Raw genomic sequence first — 25,048 nt, 5'->3', positions numbered from 1 at the left:
CGCGGCGCGTGCTGCCGCCGCGTACACGCTGCCGCCGGCGAGGGCGGCAGCGCGGTTGCGCTTACTTGAACTCCTTGGCCCAGTACGCCTCGATCTGCTGCACCAGCTCCGGCGGCAGCGGCACGTAGTGCAGGTCGTTGGCCTGCGGCTGGCCCTTCTCGAACGCCCACTTGAAGAACTCCAGGGTCGCCTTGCTGCGCGCCGCATCCTTGGGCTGCTTGTGCATCAGCATGAAGTTGGTGGCGGTGATCGGCCACGCCTGCGCGCCGGCGGCGTTGGTGATGACCAGGTTGAAATCCTTGGCGTTGGCCCAGTCGGCCGACGCGGCCGCCGCGGCGAAGCTTTCGGCGTTGGGCTGCACCCAGTTGCCGGCCGCGTTCTGCAGCGAGGCGTACGGCATCTTGTTCTGCAGCGCGTAGGCCAGTTCGACGTAGCCGATCGAGCCCTTGATCTGCTGCACGTACGAGGCCACGCCTTCGTTGCCCTTGCCGCCGACGCCGCCCGGCCACTGCACCGAGGTGCCTTCGCCGACCTTGCTCTTCCAGTCCGGGCTGACCTTGGACAGGTAGTTGGTGAAGTTGAAGCTGGTGCCCGAGCCGTCGGAGCGGTGCACCAGGTTGATCTTGGTGGTGGGCAGGGTGGTGCCGGGGTTCAGTGCGGCGATCGCCGGGTCGTTCCAGGTGGTGACCTTGCCGAGGAAGATGTCGGCCAGCACGGCGCCGGTCAGCTTCAGCTTGCCCGCTTCCATGCCGTCCATGTTGATCACTGGCACGACGCCCCCAATCGCCGAGGGGAACTGGCCGAGGCCGGCGGCGGCCAGTTCGGCGCTGTCCAGCGGCTTGTCGGAGGAACCGAAATCGACCGTGCCGGCCTTGATCTGGGCGATGCCGCCGCCTGAGCCGATCGACTGGTAGTTGATCTTGTTGCCGGTGGCGGTGTGGTAGTCGGCCGACCACTTGGACACCAGCGGATAGATGAAGGACGCGCCGGCGCCGGAGATCTCCGCGGCGGTCTTGGCGCCGTCGGCCGGAGCGGCTGCGGGTGCGCCACCTGCCGCATCGGCGGCACCCTGCGGCTTGTCGCCATTGCCCGGCTGGCAGGCAGTGACGGCGAAGGCGAGGGCCAGGGACAGGACGGCAAAGCGTGCCGGCTGCAGTTTCATGGGGTCACTCCGTAGCGAAGAGGGCCGGACGGGCCGGCGGATGCACGCTATGAAATGATGTTTTTGTTACAGCCTCATGACGCAGCTGCCCATCCGTGAGATTGATCAAGAAAAACAACCGCTTCGCCGCCCTTGTCCGGTCGGGAGAGGGGCCGGGGTGAGGGTAGGGGCGAAGCCACGCGCAGCTTGCTGCGCCTGCAGCTTGTGCGCCTGCACGCAGGCACCGCGCCTGGGCCGGCACCATCCTGCACATCTCCTGATCCGCCTTGCGGGCGCACTCCCCCTAGAAAGGGGGCATGCGCCCCGATGGAGAGAAGAAACAAAAAACGCGGACCCCATGAGGGGCCCGCGTCCTGGTAGCGATCGGCGGGAGAGAGAGCGCCGATCAGTACTTCAGGTTGGCGCTCCAGTAGGCGTCGATCTGCTTGACCAGCGCGTCCGGCAGCGGCACGTAGTCCAGCTGCTTGGCCTGCGCGTCGCCATTGGCGTAGACCCACTTGAAGAAGTCCTTGGTGGCCTTGGCGCTGGCCGGGTTCTTCGGCTGCTTGTGGACCAGGATGAAGTTGGTCGCGGTGATCGGCCACGAGGTCTCGCCCGGGGCGTTGGTCATCACCAGGTAGAAGTCCTTGGCGCTGGCCCAGTCGGCGCTGGCGGCCGCGGCGGCGAAGCTCTCGTCGCTGGGCTGCACGAACTTGCCGGCGGCGTTCTTCATCGAGGTGTAGGACATCTTGTTCTGCAGCGCGTAGGACAGCTCAACGTAGCCGATGCCGCCCTTGATCTGCTTGACGTAGGCGGCGACGCCTTCGTTGCCCTTGCCGCCGATGCCGACCGGCCACTGCACCGCGGTGCCTTCGCCGACCTTGCTCTTCCAGTCCGGGTTGACCTTGGACAGGTAGTTGGTGAAGTTGAAGCTGGTGCCCGAACCGTCGGAGCGGTGCACCACGGTGATCTTGCCGTCGGGCAGCTGCACGCCCGGGTTCAGGGCGACGATCGCCGGGTCGTTCCAGGTCTTGACCTTGCCCAGGAAGATGTCGGCCAGGGTCTTGCCGTCCAGCTTCAGCGCGCCCGGGGCGATGCCCTGCACGTTGACCACCGGCACCACGCCGCCGATCACCGACGGAAACTGGGCCAGGCCCGAAGCGGCCAGGTCGTCCGGCTTGAGCGGCGCATCGGAGGAACCGAAGTCGACCGTGGCGGCCTTGATCTGGGCGATACCGCCGCCGGAACCGATCGACTGGTAGTTGACCTTCTTGCCGGTGGCGGTGTTGTAGTCGGCCGACCACTTGGACATGACCGGATAGATGAAGGAGGCGCCGGCGCCGGTGACATCGGCGGCGTTGGCGGCGAACACGAACGACGCGGCGACGGCGGCGGCCAGGACGCGGGATTTGAGCGAGAAGATCACGGAGGAAGCTCCTGAAGGGTGGTATGCGGGGCACCGCACGCGGCCATTACATAACCGTTCGATGACAGCGACACGGCCGTTACATGACGGAAACATGACGCCGCGGCGGCGCAGGGTGCGGGTGCGGAGCGCGACGGTCGCGCCCCGCACCGGCTGGAGCGATTACCAGTAGAACTGCGCGCGCGCTTCGAGGATGTTCGGCTTGTCGCTGACGTTGCCGCGGACGGTGCTGCTGTACTTGCTGCTGTCCACCATCACGTAGTTCAGCGCGAACTTGAAGTTGGAATGCCAGTACCAGTTGGCGCCGACCGTCCAGGTGTTCATCTTGCCGCCGAGCACGCCGTCGACCAGCGGTGCGCCGACCGGACGCGCGACCAGGTCGCCATCGTTCAGGTCGATGCTGTCGTAGCGCACGCCCAGCTGCCACATGCCGCTGGCCGGCTCGTTCGGCAGCGGGGTGGTCGGCACGCCGGCCTTGTAGCCCCAGGTCTCGCCGGTGATGTTCCACACGCCGCTGAGGTACCAGCCGTCGGTGCTGTAGTTGTCGCTGGCGCCGTAACGCTCGACCTTGGCGTTGTAGTACTCGCCCTGGGCCTTGAACGGGCCGGTGACCCACATTGCTTCGCCGCCGATCACGCCGATGCGGTCGGTGTTGGTCAGGTTGCCGCTGTCGACCAGACGCACACCGGACAGGTCAGCGTTCGGACGTGCGCGCAGGCGCAGCGTGTCGGCGTCGGTGTCGTAGTTCACGTAGCTCAGGCCGAAGTGCAGGATGTTGCCCGACTCGTTGATCGGCGCGAAGGTGCCGCGCGCGCCGTAGCCGCTGCCGTGCGCCAGGTTGCGGCTCAGCTCGCGGCCGAACACGCTGCCGACCACGCTCCAGTTGCTGTCGCCGAAGCCGACCGCGCCGCCGAGACGGCGTGCCACCGCGTAGGTGTTGGTGACCGAGGACTTGGAGATGAAGTCGTTGTTCTTGGTGCTGGACAGTTCTTCCAGGCTGTTCGGCTGCTTGTACTGGCCGACCTGCAGGAAGTTGTTGGCGTTGCCGCCGAACTTGTACTTGATGTTGGTGTCCAGGAACTTGCCGCTGCTGCGCACCGTGGTGCCGTTGTTGGACGATTCGCGCAGGGTGCTGGCGTCGTAGCCCAGGACCCACTCGAAATTGCCCGGGCCCTTGCCCTTGGCGACCAACTCGGCACGGCGAAGGCCGAAATCGGTGTTCTTGCCGTTGTTGCCGGTGGTGCCGTTGAGGTCCTGGACGTCGTTGTCGTACCAGCTGCCGTCGGCCTGGACCAGGCCTTCGAAGGAGATTTCCGAGCCGCCGATCACGTCGATGGCGATCTCGGCGTGAGCGGCGGGCGCGAACATCGCAGTGAGCACGGCTGCCGAGAGGAGGGTGCGAGACAGTTTCATGGGTTGCCTGGGCGGTGGAAGATGCGCGCAGGCTAATATGTGAAGATTGCGTAAATATGACACTTGGCGGACATGGCCCGCGCAGGCTGGCGCCCGCTGCCGCGCCGTCTGCATCATTGGACGCGCGCCATGTTGCGGTCCGATGGCGCGCAGATGAAACCCGCGCGCCGCTGCCGCGCACGACGCGCATCACAAACTGCGGCATCGTCTCGCCACCGCGCCATCGATCGGCTTTTTTGTGCGCTGCACCACTTGTCGGTACTGGTCACGCTGGTTAGCGTGGAGGCATGAACTCGCATGCCTGCAAGCGGATGCCGATGCTCGCCGCACTGCTGTTGATCGCGTTGCTGGCGCTGATGCCGGCGTTGCGTTCTGCGCCGCCGGCCCTGCCGCCGCCGCCGGCCGACATCGGCCTGACGGCAGCGCTGGAACTGCCAGCGACGGACGCGCACGACGCATCGCGCAGCACTGGCGACCCGCTCGACCAGCTGGCTTACGACGACACGCCGGTACTGCCGGCCGCGGCGTGGCGGCCGACACGTGGGGCGCCCCTGTGGCCCGAGCCGGCGGCATGGCACGGCGCCGGCACCCATCCGCGGCCGCGGCTGCGCCCTCCCAGCGCCTGAGACGGCGGATCCGATCGCGCCCGGCCGCCGGCCGCTGCGATCGCCGAGCCGCCGCCCGCACGCCCCGCCTGCCGTGCTCGCGCAGTGCGCGATGGCATGGCCTTCGCTCTTCTTTCCCCGTTCTGCGGCACCGCCGCGGCGACACCTTCCCCTTGTTCCGAGGTTCCCCCATGCAAAGCCTGCTCGATGGTTTCCGCCACTTCCGCAAAGAGGTCTATCCGCGCCAGCGCGGCCTGTTCCGGCAACTGGCCGGCGGCCAGACCCCGCATACGCTGTTCATCACCTGCGCCGATTCGCGGGTGATGCCGGAGCTGATGTTCGCCGCGCAACCCGGCGAACTGTTCGTCTACCGCAACATCGGCAACGTGGTGCCGCCGTACTCGCAGCATGTCAGCGGCGTGGTCGCGGCGATCGAATATGCGGTGGCGGTGCTGCAGGTGAAGCACATCGTGGTCTGCGGCCATACCGACTGCGGCGCGATGAAGGCGGTGCTCAATCCCGACGCGCTGCGCGACGTGCCGAACGTGGCCGCCTGGCTCAAGCACACCGACAGCGCGCGCCAGGTCGCCGCGCAGCACGATCACGCCGGGCACGCCGAAGACGCGCTGCACTGCCTGACCGAGGAGAACGTGGTGTCGCAACTGGACCACCTGCGCACGCAGCCGGTGGTGGCGGCGCGGCTGGCGCGCGGCGCGCTGCGCATCCATGGCTGGATCTACGACATCGCCCATGGCGAGATCCGCGCCTTCGACGCCGAGCAGGGCCGCTTCGTGCCGCTGCTGCCGGAAGAGGGCAAGCGTCCTCCCGAAGCCACCCCGCGCCCGCGCCTGGCGCCGGTGCTGCGCGACGTCGCGGTCTGAAGGAGCCGAACATGCGAACCATGACAGACCGATCCGACGCCGGCGCTTCCGCGTTCGCCGGCTATTTGCGCAACCGCGCGTTCGGCCGCGACCTGCTGGCTTCGGTGGTGGTGTTCCTGGTCGCGCTGCCGCTGTGCATGGGCATCGCGATCGCCTCGGGCATGCCGCCGGCGGCCGGACTGATCACCGGCATTGTCGGTGGCCTGGTGGTCGGCTTGATCGCCGGTTCGCCGCTGCAGGTCAGCGGCCCGGCGGCCGGGCTGGCGGTGCTGGTGTTCGAGCTGGTGCGCGAGCACGGCGTGGCGGCGTTGGGGCCGGTGATCCTGCTGGCCGGCGCGATCCAACTGGTGGCCGGGGTGTGCCGCGCCGGCGTGTGGTTCCGCATGACCTCGCCGGCGGTGGTCGCCGGGATGCTGTCGGGCATCGGCATCCTGATCGTCGCCTCGCAGGCGCACGTGCTGATGGATGCGGCGCCGAAGGCGCGCGGCCTGGAGAACTTCGCCGCATTGCCGGCGACGCTGTGGCGCGCGCTGGACGCCGGCGTGGGTCGCGCCGCCTTGCTGGTCGGGCTCGGCACCACCGCGATCATGCTGGCCTGGGAGCGGCTGCGTCCGCAGCGGCTGCGTTTCGTGCCCGGCGCGTTGCTGGCGGTGGTGGCGGTGACCGCGTGGGTGCAACTGCAGGGCGTGGACGTGCGCAAGGTCGACGTGCCGGCCAACCTGCTCTCGGCGATCCACACGCCGACGCTGGCGCAGATGCTCGGCGTGTTCGACGCGACGCTGCTGCTGTCGGCCTTCACCTTCGCCTTCATCGCCAGCGCCGAGACCTTGTTGTCGGCGGCGGCGGTGGACCGTATGCACGACGGCCCGCGCACCCATTACGACCGCGAACTCGCCGCGCAGGGCGTGGGCAACATGCTGTGCGGCTTCCTCGGCGCGTTGCCGATGACCGGGGTGATCGTGCGCAGCGCGGCCAACGTGCAGGCCGGCGCCGCCACCCGCGCGTCGACCATGCTGCATGGCGGCTGGCTGCTGGTGTTCGCGCTGCTGCTGCCGTGGCTGCTGCGGATGACCCCGGTGGCGTGCCTGGCCGGGATCCTGGTGTACACCGGGCTGAAGATGGTCAAGCTGGGGCAGGTGCGCGAGCTGGCCGCCTATGGCCGCGGCACCGCCGCGATCTACCTGGCGACCACCTTCGCCATCGTCGCCACCGACCTGCTCACCGGCGTGCTGATCGGCTTCGCCTTGTCGCTGCTGCGGCTGGCGCTGCAGCAGTCGCGGCTGAAGGTCGGCGTGCATGCGCACGAGAACGCCGACGGCGGCGCCGCGGCGGGCGCCGGCAAGCTGCGCCTGTCGCTGGAGGGCTCGGCCACCTTCCTGCGCGTGCCGACCATGGCGCGGACCCTGGAACGGCTGCCGCCCAACACCGAGTTGCATCTGGATGTGGCGCGGCTGCACCACGTCGACCACGCCTGCCTGGAACTGCTGCGCGACTGGAGCCGCAACGCCGCCGCCCGCGGCTGCGCGCTGGTGGTGGACTGGAAGGAACTGGACCGGCGCGTGGAAGGGCAGCGCGCGGCGTAGTTGGCCGTGCCGAGGCAACCAAACGCTAGTTGGCCGTGTCGAGGCAGCCAAACGCTTCCTGTAGGAGCGGCTTCAGCCGCGACGAACGAAGCGGTGTGGTTTCCGTAGTGGCATGCAGTCGGGACTGAAGTCCCTCCCACAGAAGGCCCCGCAACTCCGCTTCGTCAGGGACGCCCTTTGTGGGAGGGACTTCAGTCCCGACGAGTGAAGCTGAGAGAGCTCCGGCTTCGGAAGGTGTCGCGGTTGAAGCCGCTCCTACAGTGCACCCAGCCGGCTATCCGAAGGCCGTTGTAGGAGCGGCTTCAGCCGCGACGAGCGAAGCGGTGTGGTTTCCGTAGTGGCATGCAGTCGGGCTGAAGTCCCTCCCACAGAAGGCCCTGCAACTCCGCTTCGTCAGGGACGCCCTTTGTGGGAGCGACTTCAGTCGCGACGAGTGAAGCTGCGAGAGCTCCGGCTTCGGAAGCTGTCGCGGCTGAAGCCGCTCCTACAGTGCACCTGATCGACGATCCGACGGCCGTCGTTCCAAGAGCCTCACTCCGGCGTCTTGTCCTTGAACCGGCAAAGGTCGCGGATCACGCAGCGCGGGCAGTCCGGTTTGCGTGCCTTGCACACGTAGCGGCCGTGCAGGATCAGCCAGTGGTGCGCGTCGTGCATGAACTGCGCCGGCACCCGCTTGAGCAGGCCGTCCTCGACCGCGCGCACGTCCTTGCCGGGGGCCAGGCCGGTGCGGTTGGCGACGCGGAAGATGTGCGTGTCCACGGCGATGGTCGGCTCGCCGAAGGCGGTGTTGAGCACCACGTTGGCGGTCTTGCGGCCGACCCCGGGCAAGGCTTCCAGCGCGGCGCGGTCGCGCGGTACTTCGCCGGCGTACTGCTCGACCAGGATGCGGCAGGTGGCGATGACGTTCTTGGCTTTCGCGTTGAACAGGCCGATGGTGGAGATGTAGCGCTTCAGCCCGTCCTCGCCCAGTGCCAGGATCGCCGCCGGCGTGTTCGCCACCGGGTACAGGCGGCGCGTGGCCTTGTTGACCCCGACGTCGGTGGCCTGCGCCGACAGGATCACCGCGATCAGTAGTTCGAACGGGGTGCTGTAGTCCAGTTCGGTGGTCGGCGTGGGATTGAGTTCGGACAAGCGCGAGAACAGTTCGTGGATCTCGGCCTTGCTCAAGGTCCGTCCGCGCCGCGGCGCGGCGGCGAGTGCGGTCATGGCGTTCCCCGTGCGGCGGCCTTGGCCTTGGCCCGCGCCAGGATCGCCGCGGCCGCCGGCGGCAACGATGGGGCGGTTGCGGCCACTGCCGCGGGCGGCGCCGCACGGCGGGCCTCGCGCGCGGCGGCGCGGCGCGCCAGGCGCGCTTCGCGGGCGCGATAGCGCTCGCGCGCGGCCCAGGCCTCGCGCAGGCGCCGCTGCGCCGCCAGCAACTGCGCGCGCAGCTGCGGATGGGCCGGGTCGAGCCGGTCGTCGTCGGCGTCGCCGGCGTAGTCCATCAGGCCACCGTCGATCGCCGCGTCGAGATCGTCGTCGAGCACCCAGCGCAGCAATTGCAGCGGCGCCGCAGGGGAGGGCGAGCCAGGCATCGGTGTGCGCGGCTCAGCGGTTGCGGAACAGCGGCGGGCGCCGTTCCAGGAACGCGCGGGTGCCTTCGCGCATGTCCTCGCTGGAAAACAGCAGGCCGAACTGCGCGGTCTCGTATTCGAGGCCTTGCTCGATCGCCGACTCGCCGCCCACCTGGATCGCGTCGAGGATGCCGCGCAACGCCAGCGGCGCGGCGCCGGCCAGTTGCCGCGCCAGCTGCAGCGTCGCCTCGCGCAGGTCGGCGGCCGCCACCACGCGGTTGACCAAGCCCAGCTGCAGCGCGCGCGCCGCGTCGATCGGCGCGCCGAGCAGGCACAGCTCCAGCGCCGCGGCGCGGCCGACCAGCCGCGGCAGGCGCTGGGTGCCGCCGAAGCCGGGGATCAGCCCCAGATTGATCTCCGGCTGGCCGAAGCGGGCGTTGTCGGCGGCCACGCGCAGGTGGCAGGCCATGGCCAGTTCCAGTCCGCCGCCGAGCGCGAAGCCGTTGACCATCGCCAGCACCGGCTTGGGCATGCGCTCGATCCGGCGCATCAGGCGCTGGCCGAGGTGCGAGAAGTCGCGGCCCTGAACCGGTGTAAGTTCGTTCATCTCGGCGATGTCGGCGCCGGCCACGAAGGCCTTCTCGCCGGCGCCGGTCAGCACCACCACGCGGATCGCGGGGTCGGCCTCGGCTTCGGCGAAGGCCGCATCCAGGCCCTGCAATGTTTGGCGATTCAACGCGTTGAGCTTGTCGACGCGGTTCACGGTGACGATGCGGATCGCATCCTGGGTATCGGTGACGACCGGCGCGCCGGACATGGCCATTCCTGAGATGTAAAAAAAAAGTGAAGGGAACTCTGGGCGCGCCGGCCTGTCACACCTGCGTCCCGTCGGTAGCGGTTATGCGCCGCGGCGGCTATCCTAACGCGTCATCTCAGGCGGCACAGGCCGTCCTGTGCCACCACCCTGGAGAATTGTTTGATGAAGTTGCGTTCTATTGCGGTCGCCGTGGCGGCCCTAGCCCTGAGCGGCAATGCGTTCGCCCAGGACACCTCGTCCGAGAAGGGCAAGCTGAGCTATTACTTCGGTTACGACTACGGCAACAACCTTGCCGAACTGTCCGGCCGCGGCGAGCAGCTCGATATCAATGCGGTGGTGAAGGGCTTGCAGGATGCCTACGCCAAGAAGCAGCCGGCGGTCGCCGCCGACCAGCTGAAGCCGGCCGTCGAAGCGTTCCAGAAGCGCGAGCAGGGCCGTGCCCAGCAGGCCAAGGCCGACTACGAGAAGGCCGCTGCCGAGAACAAGACCAAGAGCGACCAGTTCATCGCGCAGAACAAGGCCAAGGCCGGCGTGCAGACGCTGCCCAGCGGCGTGCAGTACCGCGTGATCGAAGCCGGCAAGGGCGCCAAGCCGACCCAGGCCAGCACCGTGCAGCTGGAAGTGGCCGGTCCGTATCCGTTCGGCCAGCGCCCGGCGCAGGCGCGTCCGGCGCAGCAGATTCCGTCGATCAAGGTCAGCGAAGTCGAGATGCAGGCCATGCGCGACACGCTGCTGCAGATGCCGGCCGGTTCCAAGTGGGAAGTGACCCTGCCGCCGGACAAGGCTTATGGCGCCGACCCGCGCACGCCGTTCCCGCCGAACGTGGCGGTGCAGTTCGAGATCAAGCTGATCAGCGTCAAGTAAGCGCGCTGCCCAGTGCATGACCAGTGCGCCGGCGGCAACGCCGGCGCATTTTTTTTTGTGGCGCGCAAAGTGCCGCCGCCGGCGAATCGCGCTAGGCTGATCAGGTGTCGAATCCGATGGATCCCGTCCCCCATGTATTGCTCACGCCCTGTGTCGGTCTGTGCACGCTCGATGCGCAGGGCTATTGCGCCGGCTGCCTGCGCAGCGGCGACGAGATCGCGCGCTGGCGTGGCATGAGCGACGCCGAGCGCCAGCACTACATGCAGGACGTGCTGCCGGCACGCGGCTGGTCGCCGACGCCGGGCCAGCGCCTGGCCGAACGCACGCGGCTGCTGCGCGCATTGCATCCGCTGCAGCGGCCGCCCGCAGGCCCGGGCTGGAATCACCACGAACTGCACGATCTGCTGCCCGACGGCGTGTTGGCCGAGGCCGCGGTGCTGGTCGGGCTGCTGCCGCGCGCCGATGGCGCCCACGTATTGCTGACCCGGCGCACCGACGGCCTGCGCCACCACGGCGGCCAGGTCAGTTTTCCCGGCGGCCGCATCGAAGCCGACGACGCCGATGCGGTGGCCGCGGCGATCCGCGAGAGCGAGGAAGAGATCGCGCTGTCCGCGGCGCAGGTGGAACCGCTGGGCTATCTGGACCCGTTCGTGACCATCAGCGGTTTCCGGGTGAGCTCGGTGGTGGCGGCGATCGATCCGGCCTTCGTGCCGCAGCCGCATCCGGGCGAGGTGGCGGAGGTGTTCGAAGTGCCGCTGGCCTATCTGATGGCGCCGGACAACCTGCGCAGCATCGAGACCGACTACCGCGGGCGGCCGCGCGCGGTGCTGGAATACGGCTGGCCGGGGCAGCGGATCTGGGGCGCGACCGCGGCGATCCTGCTCAACCTGCGTCGACGACTGGAGCAAACCGCATGAGCGATCCGTTACCCGATTGGCAGCAACTGGTCGACGCGCCGGCGCTGGCGGCCGCGCTCGACCATCCCGACCTGCGCCTGGTGGATGCGCGTTTCGCCGCGGCCGCGCTTGCCGATCCGCAGGCCGCGCAGCTGGCGCGCCAGGCCTACACGCAGTCGCATCTGCCCGGCGCGGTGTATGCCGATCTCAACACGGACCTGTCCGACCTCGGCCGCCCAGGCCTGGGCCGGCATCCGTTGCCCGAGGCCGACGCGTTCGCGCGCACGCTCGGCCGCTGGGGCATCGCGCCGCACACCCAGGTGGTGGTCTACGACGCCGGCGACGGCAGCATGGCCGCGGCGCGGCTGTGGTGGATGCTGGGCCTGCTCGGGCATCGCCGCGTCGCCGTGCTCGATGGCGGCCTGGCCGAATGGCGCCGGCTCGGCTTGCCGGAAACCGATGCCGTTGCCGCGCCTTCGCCGCAGCCGCCGTATCCGCAACGCTTCGATACCAGCCGCATCGCCGATGCCGAGGAAATCGCCGCGCGCCTGCACGAGGCGCCGGGCTGGTTGCTGGACGCGCGTGCTGCCGAGCGCTTTCGCGGCGAGGTCGAGCCGATCGATCCGCTCGCCGGGCACGTGCCCGGCGCGATCAACCGCCCGCTGGGCCAGAACCTGCGCGACGGACGCTTGCGTGCGCCGCAGGAGTTGCGCGCCGAACTGGAGCCGCTGCTGCACGGGCGCGATCCGCGCGAGGTGGTGCTGATGTGCGGGTCGGGCGTGACCGCCTGCCATCTGTTGCTGGCGCTGGAACATGCCGGCCTGCATGGCGCGCGCGTCTATGCCGGATCGTGGAGCGGCTGGATCGCCGATCCGGCGCGGCCGCGCGCCAGCGGCTGAGCGCTGCACGCGGCGCGCAGCGCGCGCGCCGGATCGGTGTGAGGAAACACACGGTGGCAAGCACAGAGGCTGAGGCGATGCGGTGGCGTGGAGTGTGGATGCTGGCGGTGGCGCTGAGCCTGGCCGCCTGCGGCGAGCGGCCGCCCGCGGCGGGCGCCGACGCGTCGCCGGCATCGCAATCCGGCGCGCACTACCGGATGGCGGTGGAGCAGCACCGCGCCGAGCGCGTGGCGCGGTTGCGCGCGCCGGCCGGCTGGCTCAGCTACACCGGCTCCGGCCGGTTGCGCAGCGGCGAGCACCGGGTCGGCAGCGCCGCGGGCAACGATGTGCAGTTGCCGGCCGGGCCGGCGTACCTGGGCCGCTTGCGGATCGACGACGAGGCCGGCGTGTTCTTCGAGGCCGCGGCGGACGTGGCGGTGACGGCGCACGGGCAGCCGTTCGGCGCCGGTCGCCTCGGCACCGACGCGGCGCACGGCACCGAGACGCGGCTGGCGCTGGGCGAGCAGGAGTTCTACGTGGTGCGTACCGGCACCCTGTTCGGCTGGCGCTTCCGCGATCCGCATGCGGCCGCGCGCAACGGCTTCCGCGGCATCGACTATTTCCCGACCGATCCGCGCTGGCGCGTGGTGGCCGACTGGCACCCGGCCGCGACGCCGCGCGCGATCGTCCTGCTCACCTCGATCGGCACGCCGCAGCCGCTGGCGCTGGCGGGCGTCGCCGAATTCACCCTCGGCGGCCGCCGCTACCGGCTGCAGGCGCTGCGCGAGGATGCCGGCAAGCGGGTGTTCTTCCCGTTCTCCGACCGCACCAGCGGCCGCGAGAGCTATGGCGGCGCGCGCTACCTGTTCGTCGAGCCGCCGCAGGGCGAGTGCGTCGTGCTGGACTTCAACCTGGCGCAGAACCCGCCCTGCGCGTTCACCGCGCACGTGGTATGCCCGCTCGCCCCGGTCGCCAACCGCCTGGAGCTGGCGGTGACCGCGGGCGAGAAGAATTACCTCGGTCCGCGCTGAGCATGCCCCGCTGTGGCGTCGTGCGCAGTGGCACGGCGCCGCGGGTGTCTTTTTGTAGGAGCGGCTTCAGCCGCGACACGCACCGTCAGGCTGCCTGTCGCGGCTGAAGCCGCTCCTACAGGGGCCTGCGCCAACGGCGTCAGTGGTCGGAAACCGCATCCGCCGAAGGCACATACGGCGTCAGCGCCACCGCCTGCAGCACCTGCGCCCACGGAAAGCGCGGACCGGGATCGAGCTTGCGCTGCACCTGCAGCGCCGGATCGTCGCTGGCCGGTTCGCGGCTGCGGTCCAGCGCGTCGTGGCCGGCGATGTGGCGCAGCTGCGGCAACTGCGCTTGCAGCTGGCGCAGCAGGGCGATCAGCGCCTGAATCTGCGCCGGCGGATACGCTTCGTCCAGCGCCTGGTGGCGCGAATCCAGCCAGTGCGGATAGCGCCCGCGGTTGACCAGTTCGATGCCCAGCGACTGCGGGTTGTAGCCGCGCACGTGGTGCGCCACCCGCTGCAGCGGCACGTAGCGGTGCACGCTGCCGTCGCGGTCGATGTAGAAGTGGCCGCTGTTGCCGGTGCCCGACGGATACAGCACGCGTTCGCCGTAGGCGCGTGCGCTGGCCAGGTCGGGTAGTTCGGTGCAATGGATCACCGCCAGTTCGATCGCATCCAGGGAGCGCGCCTGCAGCCGTTCGACGTAGGGCAGGGGGGCATCGTGGATCGGCAACGGCGGGGTCTGCGACATGCGCGGATGCTAGCATTCGCTGATCACTCTGAAGCCCGATGATGACTCTGAATCCCGATAGCCCGCTGGCGACGCTGCTCGCCACGTTGCCGCGCGCCGGACGCGTGGACTGGATAGGCCTGCGTCCGGCGCGCGACGTGCCGATGCTCGAGGTGGCGCAGGCGCTGGCGCATGCCGACGGCGGCCTGTTCGGCGACCGCTACGCGGGCAGCAACGGCAAGCGCGGGGTGACCCTGATCCAGGCCGAACACCTGCCGGCGATCGCCGCGCTTGCCGGCCATGCGCAGCTGGCGCCGGCGACCCTGCGCCGCAACCTGGTCGTCTCCGGCATCCCGTTGATCGCGCTGAAGGGGCGCCGCTTCCGCATCGGCGAGGTTGAGCTGGAGGGCATCGCGCCGTGCGACCCGTGCTCACGCATGGAAGACGCGCTGGGCGCGGGCGGCTACAACGCGATGCGCGGCCATGGCGGGCTGTGCGCGCGGATCGTGCACGGCGGCACGCTGCGGCTCGGCGATGCGGTGGTGGCGCTGTGAGCCGCGGCCACTGCATCCTGGTGCACGGCTTCGAGAGCGGCCCGGACGCGATCAAGGTCGCGGCGCTGGCCGAGGTCGCGCAGCGCCTGGGCTGGAGCCATGAGCGCCCGGATTTCACCGACCTGGACGCGCGCCGCGAGGTCAGCCAGCTCGGCGACGTGCCGGCGCGGCTGCAGCGCCTGCTGGCGCTGGCGCAGGCCGCCGCGCAGCGCGGGCCGTTGGTGCTGGCCGGGTCCAGCCTGGGCGCGTACATCGCCGCGCAGGTGTCGCTGCAGGTGTCGGTGCGCGGCCTGTTCCTGATGGTGCCGCCGACGCGGTTGGGCTGGATGCCGGCGCTGGACGCGGCGCCGGTGCCGATCTCGATCGTGCACGCCTGGCACGACGAACTGATTCCCGCCGCCGAGGTGATCGCCTGGGCGCAGGCGCGCGCGGCGCGGCTGCTGCTGGTCGACGACACGCACCGGCTGGGCGCCCACGTCGAGACCTCGGCACGGGCCTTCGCCGAACTGCTGGAAACGCTGTGAGCAGCGCTGCCTGCGTCGCGCGCTACGCCAACCGGAGTCGCCGATGGAACTGAACATCCGCGCCGAAACGGCCGCCGACCACGCCGCGATCGAGGCGCTGACCCTGGTCGCGTTCTTCCGCGTCGCGCACAGCCGCCACGACGAGCAGCAGGTCATCGAACGGCTGCGCGCGGACGGCGCGCTGACCCTGTCGCTGGTGGCCGACCACGACGGCTACGTGGTCGGCCACGTGGCGGTGTCGCCGCTGCAGCTGTCCGACGGCAGCCGCGGCTGGTATGCGCTGGGGCCGCTGTCGGTGGGGCCGGGCCATCAACGCCAGGGACTGGGCACGCGGCTGGTGCGCGAGGCGCTGGCGCAGTTGCAGGCGCTGGGCGCGGCCGGCTGCGTGGCGCTCGGCGAGCCGGCGTTCTTCGCCCGTTTCGGCTTCGCGCCGGAACCGGGGCTGGTGCTGCCCGGCGTGCTGGCCGAGTATTTCCAGGCGATCGGTTTCGGCGACCGCCTGCCGCCGGTGGCCGAGGCCGAGTACCACGCCGCGTTCCTGGCCGGCGGCTGAGCGCCGCCGCCGCTTCGCGGCCAGGCCGCGCGCACGCGGGTTACCATCCTGGCTCAGAGTAGTGAGCTAGCCGAGGATTCCTCCGATGCGCCAGTGATGCCGCCGTCTTCGACGGCCTTGTCCGTTCCTGCCGAACCCGGCGGGCGCGACCGGCATCCCTGGAGGTCCCATGACGCATCCCCTGCTCGCGCTGCAAAGCGCGTCGTATGTCCTGCCCGACGGCAGGACCCTGTTTTCCGATCTCGATTTCGTGCTCGATGCGCGGCGCACCGGCCTGGTCGGCCGCAACGGCGTCGGCAAGAGCGTGCTCGCGCGCCTGCTCGCCGGCCAACTGGCGCCGAGCGCCGGGCGCTGCCGCCGGCATGGCCGCGTCCATTACCTGCCGCAGCAGATCGTGCGCGCCGCCGGCGACACGGTGGCCTCGCTGGCCGGGGTGCGTCCGGCGCTGGACGCACTGGCGCGGATCGAGGCCGGCAGCGCCGATCCGGCCGACTTCGACACGCTCGGCGAGCGCTGGGACATCGCCCAGCGCCTGCGCGCCGAACTGGCGCTGCACGGGCTCGGCCAACTGGCGCCGGAGCGGCCGGCGGCCATGCTCAGCGGCGGCGAGGCGATGCGCGTGGCGCTGCTCGGCGCCTGGCTGTCCGACGCCGATGTGCTGATCCTGGACGAACCGAGCAACCATCTCGACTGTCCGCAGCGCCAGCAGCTGCAGCAGCAACTGCGACGCTGGCCGAACGGGCTGCTGGTGGTCAGTCACGATCGCGCGCTGTTGCAGGACATGCAGCGCACCGTGGAGCTGTCGTCGCTGGGCCTGCGCGACTACGGCGGCGACTACGCGTTCTACGCGCAGTGCAAGGCGCAGGAGCAACAGCACGCGCTGGCCGACCTGGAACGCTGCAGGCACGAGCGGCGCCGCCACGGGGATGCGTTGCGCGAGCAGCAGGCGCGCCAGCAGCGGCGCAGCGCGCACGGCCGCCGCCAGGCGCAGGACGCCAACCAGGCGTCGATCCTGCTCGGTGGGCAGAAGCAGCGCAGCGAGCACAGCGCCGGCAAACAGCGGCAGCAGCTGGCCGCTGCGCACGCGCGGCTGTGCGCACAGGTGCGCGCGGCCGCGAGCGAGGTCGAGGCCGCCGCGCCGATCGCGTTGTTCGCGCCAGCGCCGGCCGCGGTGGCCACGCGCCGGGTCGCCGACCTGCACGGCCTGCGGCTGCCCTACGCCCCGGCCACGCGCGCCGCGCTGGACCTGCGCATCGGCGGCCGGCAGCGGATCGGCGTGGTCGGGCCCAACGGCAGCGGCAAATCGACCCTGCTGCGGGTGCTCGACGGCCAGCTCGCGCCGCGGGCCGGGCGCTGCGATGTGCAGGTGCCCAGCGCCTACCTGGACCAGTCGCTGCAGCTGCTCGACCCGGCACGGCCGGTGCTGGCACAGGTGCAGGCGGCCAATGCCGTCGCCGATGTCGCCGAGCTGCGCACGCGGCTGGCCCTGCTCGGCCTGGACGCGCAGCGCATCGGCGTGCCCAGCGGCCGGCTCAGCGGCGGCGAGCGGCTGAAGGCGGCGCTGGCCTGCGCGTTCTACCGCGATCCGCCGGCGCAGTTGCTGCTGCTGGACGAGCCGGACAACCACCTGGACCTGGACGCGCGCGAGGCGCTGCGGCAGGTGCTGCTGCAGTATCCGGGCGCCTTGCTGGTGGTCTCGCACGATGCCGGGTTCCTCGACGGCCTGCGCCTGGACACGCGCCTGCAGGCCGACCCCGACCGCTGGCGGCTGGCGCCGTGGTGAGCGTGGGCCGCGCGCCATGCGGCCCACGCCAGGGGCATGGCGCGGCCCCGGGCTGGTAATGGCGGGCGCGATGGCCGACCATTCGCGTCTTCCCGTCCGTTGCCGCCGCCCGCCCGTCGCAGGCCGCGCTGCCGCGATACGCGCGGGGCGGGCCGGTGTCCGCCCGTGCATTCCTCCTTCTTCGTGTGGTCCGCATTCCCGTGAAATTCTTCGTCTCCTGCGCCAAGGGCCTGGAATACCTGCTCGTCGACGAGCTGCTCGCGCTCGGTGTGGCCAAGGCCACCGCCACCGTGTCCGGGGTCAATAGCGAGGGTGAGTTGCGCGATGCGCAGCGCGCCGTGCTGTGGTCGCGCCTGGCCAGCCGCGTGCTGTGGCCGCTGGACGAGTTCGATTGCCCCGACGAGACCGCGCTGTACGCCGGCGTCGCCGCGCTGCCGTGGCGCGAGCATCTGACCTCGCAGCACACCCTGGCGGTGGACGCGCACGTGTCCGGGACCGCGATCACGCATGCGCGCTACGCCGCGCAGCGGGTCAAGGATGCGGTGGTGGACACGCTGCGCGGCGAGGGCCTGGAACGGCCGTCGGTGGACGTGGAGGATCCGGACCTGCGGCTGAACCTGTCGCTGCGCAAGGGCCGCGCCACGCTGTCGGTGGACCTGGGCGGCGGTTCGCTGCACCGGCGCGGCTGGCGCCAGGCGCAGAACGAAGCGCCGCTGAAGGAGAACCTGGCCGCGGCGGTGCTGTTGCGCGGGCAATGGCCGCAGCTGTACGCGCAGGGCGGCGGCCTGCTGGATCCGATGTGCGGCAGCGGCACGCTGCTGATCGAAGGCGCGCTGATGGCCGCCGACGTGGCCCCGGGGCTGTTGCGCGGCGATCTGGCCGCCGCCCGCCGCGGCGACGCCGGCCCGCTCGGGTTCAGCGTCGCGCCGAGCCGCTGGCTGGGCTTCGACCAGGACGCCTGGCGCGCGTTGCTGGCCGAGGCGCGGCAGCGCGAAGCGGCCGGCCGCGCCGCGTTGCGGCCGGTGATCCATGGCGGCGACATCGACCCGCACGCGATCCGCGCCGCGCGCGAGAACGCGCAGGCGGCCGGCGTCGCCGCGGCGATCGCGTTCGAGGTGCGCGACGTCGCCGACCTGCGCACGCCGGCGCAGGCGCTGGGCACGGTGGTGTGCAACCCGCCGTACGACGAGCGCCTAGCCGCCGACACCGCGCTGTACCGGCGCCTGGGCGAGGCGCTCAAGCGCGCGGTGCCGCAGTGGCGCGCCAGCCTGCTGTGCGGCAATGCCGACCTGGCTTACGCCACCGGCCTGCGCGCGGCCAAGAAATACCAGATGTTCAACGGCGCGCTGGAATGCCCGTTGATCGTCTGCGACCCGATCGCGGTCGCGCAGCGCGAGCCGGCCGAGGCGCCGCGCGCGCTCAGCGACGGCGCGCAGATGGTCGCCAACCGGCTGCGCAAGAACCTGCGCAAGTTCAAGACCTGGCGCGCGCGCGAGCAGGTCAGCTGCTTCCGCGCCTACGATGCCGACCTGCCCGAGTACGCGGCGGCGATCGACGTGTACCAGGAAGACGGCGGCCAGGCGCGCACCTATCTGCACGTGCAGGAATACGCCGCGCCCGAAGAGATTCCCGACGCCGACGTGCGCCGCCGCCGCAACGAGTTGCTGGCCGCCGCGCGCGAGGTGTTCGAGGTCCAGGCCGAGCGGGTGGCGCTGAAGTCGCGCGAGCGCGGCAAGGGCGGCAGCAAGTACGGGCGCTTCGAGCAGCGCGGCGAGTTCCTGGTGGTGCGCGAGCATGGCGCGCTGCTGCGGGTGAACCTGTTCGACTACCTGGACACCGGCCTGTTCCTGGACCACCGCCCGCTGCGCGGGGCGATGGCGCAGCAGGCGCGCGGCAAGCGCTTCCTCAACCTGTTCTGCTACACCGGCGTGGCCAGCGTGCAGGCGGCGGTGGCCGGCGCCGATTCCACCACCAGCGTGGACCTGTCCGGCACCTACCTGCAGTGGTGCGCCGACAACCTGGCGTTCAACGGCAAGGGCGGCGCCCAGCACCGGCTGGTGCAGGCCGACGCGCTGACCTGGCTGGAGGCGGAGAAGAACCGCTACGACGTGATCTTCTGCGATCCGCCGACCTTCTCCAACTCCGCGCGCGCGGAGGACTTCGACATCCAGCGCGAGCACGTGCGCCTGCTGCGCGCGGCGGTGGCGCGGCTGATGCCCGACGGCGTGCTGTACTTCTCCAACAACTTCCGCCGCTTCAAGCTGGACGAGAACGCGCTGGCCGAATTCGCGCTGTGCAAGGAGATCACCGCGCAGACCATCGCGCCGGATTTCGAGCGCAACCCGCGCATCCACCGCGCCTGGCGCTTGCAGCGGCGCTGAGGACTGGTTGGTGCCGCTTGCTGCGGCGGCCCGATCCGGGCGCTGTTGGTCGTAAGGGCGTTTTTGTGGGAGCGACTTCAGTCGCGACGGGCATTACCGATAAAGCCCGTCGCGACTGAAGTCGCTCCCACAGTGTGCTCTGCGGCTCAGCTGTCGCTGTGCCGCGCCGCGGCCTGGGTGGCCGGACGCGGCTGCACGTCCTCGCCCGAGTCGCGTTCGCTCCAGTAGTCCTGGATCTGCAGGATCTGCGGCAGGATCGCGGTGAACAGCGCCACCAGGCGCGGCTCGAACTGGCTGCCGGCCTGTTGCTGGAACAGCTCCATCACCTTGGCCAGCGGCCACGCCTCCTTGTACGGGCGCTGCGTGGTCAGCGCATCGAACACGTCGGCCACGGCCACGATCCGCGCCGATTCGGGAATGCGTTCGCCGGCCAGGCCGGCCGGGTAGCCACTGCCGTCCCAATGCTCGTGGTGGTACAGCGCGACTTCGGCGGCGAGCCGGAACAGCGGTGCGCCGCTGCGGCTGAGGATGTCGTAGCCGATCTGCGGATGCCGCTTCATCACCCGCCATTCCTCCGCATCCAGCGGCCCGGGCTTTTTCAGCACCGCGTCGGGGATGCCGATCTTGCCGGTGTCGTGCATCGGCGCGGCCTGCTCGAGCAGGCTGGCGTCCTCGCTCGACCAGCCGGCGGCCACCGCCAGCGCACGCGCGTAGGCTGCCATGCGCCAGATGTGGGTGCCGGTGTCCGAGTCGCTGTAGTGGCCGGCCATGCCCAGCATGCGGATCGCGTCGCGGTGGCTGCTGGCCAGGCTGGCGGCGCTGACCAGCGACAGGTGGGTGCGCACCCGCGCGCGCAGGATGCTCGGCGAATAGGGCTTGGTGATGTAGTCCACGCCGCCGGCCTCGAAGCCGATGCTCTCGTCGGCGTCCTTGTCCTTGCCGGTGACGAAGATGATCGGGATCGCCGCGGTGCGCGGATCCTGCTTGAGCGTGCGGGCGATGGTGTAGCCGTCCAGATCGGGCAGGTCGACGTCGAGCAGGATCAGCGCGGGGCGGTGCTTGACCACCGCGCGCAAGGCTTCGGCGCCGTTCTTGGCGAAGGTCAGCGCGTAGTCCTCGCGCAGGATCTGCCGGATCAGCGCCAGGTTGCTGGCTTCGTCGTCTACGCACAGGATCGGAGGGTGGGCCATCGTGGTTCCTTGTCGTGTGCACGCCGCTGCGCCCGGACTGGGGCGCAGCGGCGGATGCTATTGGTTTGCATCGGCCTGCCAGCGCCTGACTTTAGTTTCGGCCTCGCGGAAGGAAAAGCTTTCCACCAGGTGCAGCAGTTCCGCCGTCATCGCCGCCGGCAGCGACGGCGCCAGGCCGTGCAGCACCCGCTCGACGCGGTCCGGGTCGTCGCTGTCCAGGGCCTGCAGCAGTTGCTGCAGTTGCTGTTGCAGCAGGACCGGGGACGCTGCGCTCTCGCCGACATCCGCGGCGGGAGCGGCCGGCGGCGCCTGCGCGGCGGCGGCCTCGGCCTCGGCCACGAAGCGCTGGATCGCCGCGGCGGTGGCGGCCATGGCCGTGCCCAGCGCCGCGATCGCCGCGCCGGCCTGGGCCGGCGCATCGCTCAGCCGTTCCTCCAGCGCGGCGCTGGCCGCGGCCAGCGCCGGCAGCGCCAGCGAACCGGCCGAGCCGCGCAGCTTGTGCACGTAGGAGATCGCCGCTGCCGGCGCCCCCGGGGCCAGCAGCGTGCGCAGCATCGCCGCCGGATCGGGGTTCTCCTGCAGCAGCTTCAGCAGGTAGCGCTGGTAGGGCGCGCGTTCGCTCCACAGGCGCCGCGCCTGGTCGGCGTCGAGCAGTTGCGGGTCGGCGTCGGGCCAGACCTCGGCAGCGACCGCCGGCGGTGGCGGCTCGAGCGGCAGCGGCATGCGCAGCGGCAGGAACTGGCGGATCACCGCGATCAGCTCTTCGACCTGGAAGGGCTTGGCGATGAAGCCGTTCATGCCGCTGGACAGGGCCAGGTCCTGCTGCTGGCGGTAGGCGCCGGCGGTCAGCGCGATCACCGGCAGGTGGGCCAGGCGCGGGTCCTCGCGCAGCAGGCGGGTGGCCTCGTAGCCGTCCAGGGTCGGCATCTGCACGTCCATCAGCACCAGATGGAAGCGGCTGGGATCGCGCCGCAGCCGTTGCAGCGCCTGCTCGCCGTCGTGCGCCAGCTCCACCAGCGCGCCTTCGCCCTCGAGGATGCGCTGTGCGACCTCGCAATTGATCTCGCTGTCGTCGACCACCAGCAGCCGCGCGCCGGCCAGGCGCGGGGTGCCGTCGCCGCTGAGCAAGGGCGCGGGGCCATCGCCGCGGCGCCGCGCCAGCAGCGTGGCGATGGTGCGGTACAGCGCCGAGGCGGTGACCGGCTTGGTCATCACCGCGTCCACGTCGCTGGGCGCGTGCTGCTGTTCCTCCAGCAGGCGGCGCTCGTAGGCGGTGACCATGACGATGATCGGTTGCCGGTCCGGCGCCGATTGCGCGCGGATGCGCTGCGCCACGCTCAGCCCGTCCAGGTCGGGCATGCGCCAGTCGAGTAGGATCACGTCGAAGCTGTCGCGTTCCGGACCGGCCGCGGCGACCGCCGCGGTCCCGCTGGACACCGCTTCCACCTGCCAGCCGAAACCGCTGGCGATGCTGGCCAGGTTGTTGCGCACCAGGTCGTGGTCGTCGGCGATCAGCACCCGGCGCGCCTCCGGGTGCTCCACCTCGGCGGCCGGCGCCGGCAGCACCGCGAAGCTGATCGCGAAATAGAAATCGCTGCCCAGCCCAGGCGTGCTCTGCACCTCCAACTGGCCGCCCATCAGTTCCACCAGGCGCCGGCTGATGGTCAGGCCCAGGCCGCTGCCGCCGTAGCGGCGGCTGGTGGAGGTGTCGGCCTGCAGGAACGGCGAGAAGATCAGGCTCTGCTTCTCGCGCGCGATGCCGATGCCGGTGTCGCGCACCGAGAAGAACAGCTTGACCTTGCCGGGCTCGGGGCTGGGGAAGCTGCGCACCGACAGCGCCACTTCGCCCTGCTCGGTGAACTTGATGGCGTTGCCGACCAGGTTGATCAGCACCTGGTTCAGGCGCAGCGCGTCGCCGCGCAGCCAGCGGCAGCCGGCCGGCAGCGGCTCGACGATCATCTCCACCGGCTTGGCGCTGATCGCCGAGGTCATCAGCGCGGCGATGTTCTCCAGCAACTGGTTCAGGTCGAACGGTTCCGATTCCAGGTCGATGCGCCCGGATTCGATCTTGGAGAAGTCGAGGATGTCGTTGATGATCTCCAGCAGCGAGCGCGCCGAGGTATCGATCTTCTGGATCATGTCCTTGGCCGCCTGCGGCAGCTCGCTGTGCTGCAGCAGGTACAGCATGCCCAGGATCGCGTTCATCGGCGTGCGGATCTCGTGGCTCATGTTGGCCAGGAAATCGCTCTTGGACTGGTTGGCGGTTTCCGCCGCGTCGATCGCCAGGCGCAGTTCGCGCTCGTGGCGCTTCTGCTCGGTCAGGTCGACCGCGATGCCGAGGTAGCCGATCACCTGGTCGTTGTCGTCGCGCAGCGTGCTCAGCGTCAGCAGCACCGGGAACGGGCGGCCGTCCTTGCTGACGTAGGTCCATTCGCGGGTATCGCTGCGCCCCAGCGTGGACAACGCGGCCACCGACTCGAACGCCGGCACCACCGCCATGCCCGATTGCGCGGCCATGTGCTCGGCGCGGCTGGCCAACTGCTCCGGATCCAGGAACAGGCCGGTGGCCTTGCGTCCGATCATCTCGTGCGCGGCGTAGCCGAGCATGGTCTCGGCGGCGGGGTTGAACAGGGTGATGGTGCCGTCCGGATCGGTGGCCACGATCGCGTAGCCGGCGTTGGCCAGGATCGTGCGCTGCAACGCCGAGTAGGTGACCAGCTCGCTGGTGCGCTGCGCCACCTGCTGTTCCAGGGTGGCGTTGAGCTCCAGCACCCGCGCCTCGGCGCGCACCCGTTCGGAGACGTCGTGCAGCAGGTGCGAGTGGCCGACGACGTCGCCGTCGGTGTCCAGGATCGGCGAGGCGCTGGCCAGCGCGCTGACCACGTGGCCGTCGCGATGGCGCAGTTCACGCACCTGCGTGTCGTTGCCGGTGGAATCGCGTACCTGCGTACCCAGCAGGTCCTGCAGCGGCTGGCCGATGGCCTGGCCCGGGGTGTGGCCGAAGATGCGTTCGGCGGCCGGATTCCAGTGGGTGATGCGGCCGTGCAGGTCTTCGGCCACGATCGCTTCGCTGGTTCCGCCGACCAGCGAAGCCAACTGGCTTTGCTCGCGCAGGATCAGGTCGCGCCGATGGCGGCCGGTCAGGTACAGGTACAGCAGCGCGGCGAGCAGCAGCGAGATGCCGCCGACCAGGCCGCCGACCAGCAGCGGCGAGGTCTGGTTGAGCGAGCGGACGAAGCCCGGCGTGGCCTGTGCGCTGAGCAGCCAGCGCCGTCCGTAGACCGGCAGGCTGCGCTCGGCGCGCAAGCCCGCGACCGGCGCCCCCGCGGCGGCACCGCGATAGAACGGCTGCGTGCTGTTCTCGCTGTCGGCCAGGGTCAGCAGCAAGTCGTGGGCATGGTTGGGGGACGACACCAGCACTTCGGCAATATTGAGCGGCGCATAGGCCCAGCCGGTGGTGGCCTGCCAACGTTGCTCCGGGGTCTGCAACGGCAGGTCTTCGCGGTAGATCGGCAGCAACAGCAGGAACCCGCTGTTGCCGACCCCGGGACTCTGCACCAGGCGGATCGGCGTGGTGAGGGTCGGTTTGCCCGAGCGCGCCGCGGCGATCGCCGCGGCGCGCCGCGCCGGCTCGGAGGCGATGTCGAAGCCCTGCGCGGGATTGTTGACGCGCACCGGCTGGATATACAGGATCACGAAGCGGTCGCCGTCGTGCGGCGCCAGCTGCCCGATCTGCAGCGACGGCGCCCCGTCGGCACGCGCCTGCTGCAGGAACGCGGCCTCTTCGCTGCGCGCCACCCGGCGGATATAGCCGAAGCCGCGTACGCCGGGGAATTCGCGCCGGTACTCGCGCGAATCGCTGTAGCGTGTGAAGCGTTCGCGAGTGATGCGGTCGCCGCCGGCGGCGATCACCGCGCCGCGCGCGCCGCGCAGGCCGTGTTCGTAGACGTTCATGCGTTGCTGCAGTTCGCCGGTGGCGTGGCTGGTCAGCTCCTGGAAGCGGTCGCGGGCCTGCTGCAGATTGCGTTGCTGCAGGCCGCGTGCGATCAATGCCGCGGCCAGCAACCCGAGCACCAGCACTGCCAGGGCGGCGATGCGCGCCAAACGCGCAGGGCCGGCAGCGGGTGTCCAGTGGTTCTTCGACATGAGCCCCTTTCCTTTGGCGAACGCTGGCGATGCGCTGGCATCGCCGTCCTTCCGCTTATACGGGATATCGGCCTTCACGATTGCAGCGCCGGTCCTGCCCCGACCGTGCGGACCACG

At 70.5% G+C, this 25,048-nt stretch carries 21 protein-coding genes; 12 read left to right on the top strand and 9 right to left on the bottom strand.

The annotated features are described in order from the left end of the window. Nucleotides 1-61: 61 nt before the first annotated feature. The 3 genes from pstS (J2Y70_RS11530) to J2Y70_RS11520 all read right to left on the bottom strand — a co-directional run bounded on the left by pstS (J2Y70_RS11530) (nucleotide 62) and on the right by J2Y70_RS11520 (nucleotide 3,980). Nucleotides 62-1,162, bottom strand: a complete 1,101-nt coding sequence (gene pstS / locus J2Y70_RS11530; RefSeq protein ID WP_309917410.1) for a phosphate ABC transporter substrate-binding protein PstS — start codon at nucleotides 1,160-1,162, stop codon at nucleotides 62-64. A gap of 385 nt (nucleotides 1,163-1,547) precedes the next feature. Then, nucleotides 1,548-2,567: a phosphate ABC transporter substrate-binding protein PstS gene (gene pstS, locus J2Y70_RS11525; protein WP_309917408.1), complete on the bottom strand. Its 1,020-nt coding sequence runs from the start codon at nucleotides 2,565-2,567 to the stop codon at nucleotides 1,548-1,550. Between the two features lie 162 nt (nucleotides 2,568-2,729). Then, a complete protein-coding gene (locus J2Y70_RS11520) occupies nucleotides 2,730-3,980 on the bottom strand; it encodes an OprO/OprP family phosphate-selective porin (protein ID WP_263395006.1) in 1,251 nt (416 codons plus the stop codon). A 287-nt stretch (nucleotides 3,981-4,267) separates the two neighbouring features. Here J2Y70_RS11520 and J2Y70_RS11515 point away from each other — a divergent pair, with 287 nt between their 5' ends. The 3 genes from J2Y70_RS11515 (at nucleotide 4,268) to J2Y70_RS11505 (ending at nucleotide 7,049) form a co-directional block, all read left to right on the top strand. Further along, entirely contained in the window at nucleotides 4,268-4,606 is a 339-nt protein-coding gene (locus J2Y70_RS11515; protein ID WP_309917405.1) for a hypothetical protein, read from the top strand. 170 nt (nucleotides 4,607-4,776) lie between these two features. After that, nucleotides 4,777-5,466 (top strand): carbonic anhydrase, encoded by a 690-nt coding sequence (locus tag J2Y70_RS11510; protein ID WP_263395004.1) that lies wholly within the window; start codon nucleotides 4,777-4,779, stop codon nucleotides 5,464-5,466. Between the two features lie 20 nt (nucleotides 5,467-5,486). Next, nucleotides 5,487-7,049, top strand: a complete 1,563-nt coding sequence (locus J2Y70_RS11505) for a SulP family inorganic anion transporter (protein WP_309917401.1) — start codon at nucleotides 5,487-5,489, stop codon at nucleotides 7,047-7,049. A 531-nt stretch (nucleotides 7,050-7,580) separates the two neighbouring features. Here the strand turns inward: J2Y70_RS11505 and nth are convergent. Genes nth through J2Y70_RS11490 form a run of 3 tightly spaced genes read right to left on the bottom strand, consistent with a single transcriptional unit; the run spans nucleotide 7,581 to nucleotide 9,419 of the window. After that, nucleotides 7,581-8,255, bottom strand: a complete 675-nt coding sequence (nth, locus tag J2Y70_RS11500; RefSeq protein ID WP_309917398.1) for an endonuclease III — start codon at nucleotides 8,253-8,255, stop codon at nucleotides 7,581-7,583. Continuing rightward, entirely contained in the window at nucleotides 8,252-8,623 is a 372-nt protein-coding gene (locus tag J2Y70_RS11495; protein WP_309917395.1) for a hypothetical protein, read from the bottom strand. Before J2Y70_RS11495 ends, nth begins: the two co-directional genes overlap by 4 nt. Before the next feature lie 13 nt (nucleotides 8,624-8,636). Then, complete coding sequence (locus tag J2Y70_RS11490; protein WP_309917392.1) at nucleotides 8,637-9,419, bottom strand: enoyl-CoA hydratase-related protein; 783 nt, start codon at nucleotides 9,417-9,419, stop codon at nucleotides 8,637-8,639. Between the two features lie 162 nt (nucleotides 9,420-9,581). On the opposite strand from J2Y70_RS11490, the gene J2Y70_RS11485 reads away from it, so the two are divergent. The 4 genes from J2Y70_RS11485 to J2Y70_RS11470 all read left to right on the top strand — a co-directional run bounded on the left by J2Y70_RS11485 (nucleotide 9,582) and on the right by J2Y70_RS11470 (nucleotide 13,088). After that, nucleotides 9,582-10,283: an FKBP-type peptidyl-prolyl cis-trans isomerase gene (locus J2Y70_RS11485; RefSeq protein WP_263395001.1), complete on the top strand. Its 702-nt coding sequence runs from the start codon at nucleotides 9,582-9,584 to the stop codon at nucleotides 10,281-10,283. Nucleotides 10,284-10,399: 116 nt separating this feature from the next. Continuing rightward, a complete protein-coding gene (locus J2Y70_RS11480) occupies nucleotides 10,400-11,200 on the top strand; it encodes a DUF1289 domain-containing protein (RefSeq protein ID WP_309917387.1) in 801 nt (266 codons plus the stop codon). Further along, nucleotides 11,197-12,078 (top strand): sulfurtransferase, encoded by an 882-nt coding sequence (locus J2Y70_RS11475; RefSeq protein ID WP_309917385.1) that lies wholly within the window; start codon nucleotides 11,197-11,199, stop codon nucleotides 12,076-12,078. Before J2Y70_RS11480 ends, J2Y70_RS11475 begins: the two co-directional genes overlap by 4 nt. A gap of 77 nt (nucleotides 12,079-12,155) precedes the next feature. Continuing rightward, nucleotides 12,156-13,088: a DUF1684 domain-containing protein gene (locus J2Y70_RS11470; RefSeq protein ID WP_309917382.1), complete on the top strand. Its 933-nt coding sequence runs from the start codon at nucleotides 12,156-12,158 to the stop codon at nucleotides 13,086-13,088. A gap of 139 nt (nucleotides 13,089-13,227) precedes the next feature. Here J2Y70_RS11470 and J2Y70_RS11465 read toward each other — a convergent pair whose 3' ends face one another. After that, nucleotides 13,228-13,821, bottom strand: a complete 594-nt coding sequence (locus J2Y70_RS11465) for an N-acetylmuramoyl-L-alanine amidase (RefSeq protein ID WP_309917379.1) — start codon at nucleotides 13,819-13,821, stop codon at nucleotides 13,228-13,230. A 41-nt stretch (nucleotides 13,822-13,862) separates the two neighbouring features. On the opposite strand from J2Y70_RS11465, the gene J2Y70_RS11460 reads away from it, so the two are divergent. The 5 genes from J2Y70_RS11460 (at nucleotide 13,863) to rlmKL (ending at nucleotide 19,595) form a co-directional block, all read left to right on the top strand. Then, nucleotides 13,863-14,354 carry an MOSC domain-containing protein gene (locus tag J2Y70_RS11460; protein ID WP_309917376.1) on the top strand — a complete coding sequence of 164 codons (492 nt, stop codon included), beginning with the start codon at nucleotides 13,863-13,865 and terminating at the stop codon, nucleotides 14,352-14,354. Beyond that, complete coding sequence (locus tag J2Y70_RS11455) at nucleotides 14,351-14,878, top strand: YqiA/YcfP family alpha/beta fold hydrolase (protein WP_263394995.1); 528 nt, start codon at nucleotides 14,351-14,353, stop codon at nucleotides 14,876-14,878. Before J2Y70_RS11460 ends, J2Y70_RS11455 begins: the two co-directional genes overlap by 4 nt. A gap of 43 nt (nucleotides 14,879-14,921) precedes the next feature. Further along, on the top strand, nucleotides 14,922-15,431 hold the full coding sequence (locus tag J2Y70_RS11450) for an N-acetyltransferase (protein WP_309917370.1): 510 nt from the start codon (nucleotides 14,922-14,924) through the stop codon (nucleotides 15,429-15,431). Nucleotides 15,432-15,600: 169 nt separating this feature from the next. Next, entirely contained in the window at nucleotides 15,601-17,214 is a 1,614-nt protein-coding gene (locus J2Y70_RS11445) for an ATP-binding cassette domain-containing protein (protein WP_309917367.1), read from the top strand. 200 nt (nucleotides 17,215-17,414) lie between these two features. Then, nucleotides 17,415-19,595: a bifunctional 23S rRNA (guanine(2069)-N(7))-methyltransferase RlmK/23S rRNA (guanine(2445)-N(2))-methyltransferase RlmL gene (gene rlmKL / locus J2Y70_RS11440; protein ID WP_309917364.1), complete on the top strand. Its 2,181-nt coding sequence runs from the start codon at nucleotides 17,415-17,417 to the stop codon at nucleotides 19,593-19,595. 146 nt (nucleotides 19,596-19,741) lie between these two features. Here the strand turns inward: rlmKL and J2Y70_RS11435 are convergent, their stop codons facing one another. Both J2Y70_RS11435 and J2Y70_RS11430 read right to left on the bottom strand, forming a co-directional pair. Beyond that, entirely contained in the window at nucleotides 19,742-20,785 is a 1,044-nt protein-coding gene (locus J2Y70_RS11435) for an HD domain-containing phosphohydrolase (RefSeq protein ID WP_309917362.1), read from the bottom strand. A 57-nt stretch (nucleotides 20,786-20,842) separates the two neighbouring features. Further along, nucleotides 20,843-24,931, bottom strand: a complete 4,089-nt coding sequence (locus J2Y70_RS11430) for a CHASE domain-containing protein (protein WP_309917358.1) — start codon at nucleotides 24,929-24,931, stop codon at nucleotides 20,843-20,845. Nucleotides 24,932-25,048: the final 117 nt, after the last annotated feature.

The sequence above is a fragment of the Xanthomonas sp. 1678 genome, from assembly GCF_031455575.1.
Classification (GTDB): domain Bacteria; phylum Pseudomonadota; class Gammaproteobacteria; order Xanthomonadales; family Xanthomonadaceae; genus Xanthomonas_A.
Note: the sequence above shows the minus strand (reverse complement) of the source record. Positions and strands in the feature narration are given on the sequence as shown.

Coding starts and splice junctions, on each gene's coding strand:
- J2Y70_RS11510 (WP_263395004.1), top strand. CDS start 4,777: ATGCAAAGCCTGCTCGATGGTTTCCGCCACTTCCGCAAAGAGGTCTAT.
- J2Y70_RS11480 (WP_309917387.1), top strand. CDS start 10,400: ATGGATCCCGTCCCCCATGTATTGCTCACGCCCTGTGTCGGTCTGTGC.
- J2Y70_RS11485 (WP_263395001.1), top strand. CDS start 9,582: ATGAAGTTGCGTTCTATTGCGGTCGCCGTGGCGGCCCTAGCCCTGAGC.
- J2Y70_RS11430 (WP_309917358.1), bottom strand. CDS start 24,931: ATGTCGAAGAACCACTGGACACCCGCTGCCGGCCCTGCGCGTTTGGCG.
- J2Y70_RS11445 (WP_309917367.1), top strand. CDS start 15,601: ATGACGCATCCCCTGCTCGCGCTGCAAAGCGCGTCGTATGTCCTGCCC.
- nth (WP_309917398.1), bottom strand. CDS start 8,255: ATGACCGCACTCGCCGCCGCGCCGCGGCGCGGACGGACCTTGAGCAAG.
- pstS (WP_309917410.1), bottom strand. CDS start 1,162: ATGAAACTGCAGCCGGCACGCTTTGCCGTCCTGTCCCTGGCCCTCGCC.
- J2Y70_RS11475 (WP_309917385.1), top strand. CDS start 11,197: ATGAGCGATCCGTTACCCGATTGGCAGCAACTGGTCGACGCGCCGGCG.
- J2Y70_RS11520 (WP_263395006.1), bottom strand. CDS start 3,980: ATGAAACTGTCTCGCACCCTCCTCTCGGCAGCCGTGCTCACTGCGATG.
- J2Y70_RS11490 (WP_309917392.1), bottom strand. CDS start 9,419: ATGTCCGGCGCGCCGGTCGTCACCGATACCCAGGATGCGATCCGCATC.
- J2Y70_RS11515 (WP_309917405.1), top strand. CDS start 4,268: ATGAACTCGCATGCCTGCAAGCGGATGCCGATGCTCGCCGCACTGCTG.
- J2Y70_RS11435 (WP_309917362.1), bottom strand. CDS start 20,785: ATGGCCCACCCTCCGATCCTGTGCGTAGACGACGAAGCCAGCAACCTG.
- J2Y70_RS11450 (WP_309917370.1), top strand. CDS start 14,922: ATGGAACTGAACATCCGCGCCGAAACGGCCGCCGACCACGCCGCGATC.
- J2Y70_RS11495 (WP_309917395.1), bottom strand. CDS start 8,623: ATGCCTGGCTCGCCCTCCCCTGCGGCGCCGCTGCAATTGCTGCGCTGG.
- J2Y70_RS11460 (WP_309917376.1), top strand. CDS start 13,863: ATGACTCTGAATCCCGATAGCCCGCTGGCGACGCTGCTCGCCACGTTG.
- J2Y70_RS11465 (WP_309917379.1), bottom strand. CDS start 13,821: ATGTCGCAGACCCCGCCGTTGCCGATCCACGATGCCCCCCTGCCCTAC.
- J2Y70_RS11470 (WP_309917382.1), top strand. CDS start 12,156: ATGCGGTGGCGTGGAGTGTGGATGCTGGCGGTGGCGCTGAGCCTGGCC.
- J2Y70_RS11505 (WP_309917401.1), top strand. CDS start 5,487: ATGACAGACCGATCCGACGCCGGCGCTTCCGCGTTCGCCGGCTATTTG.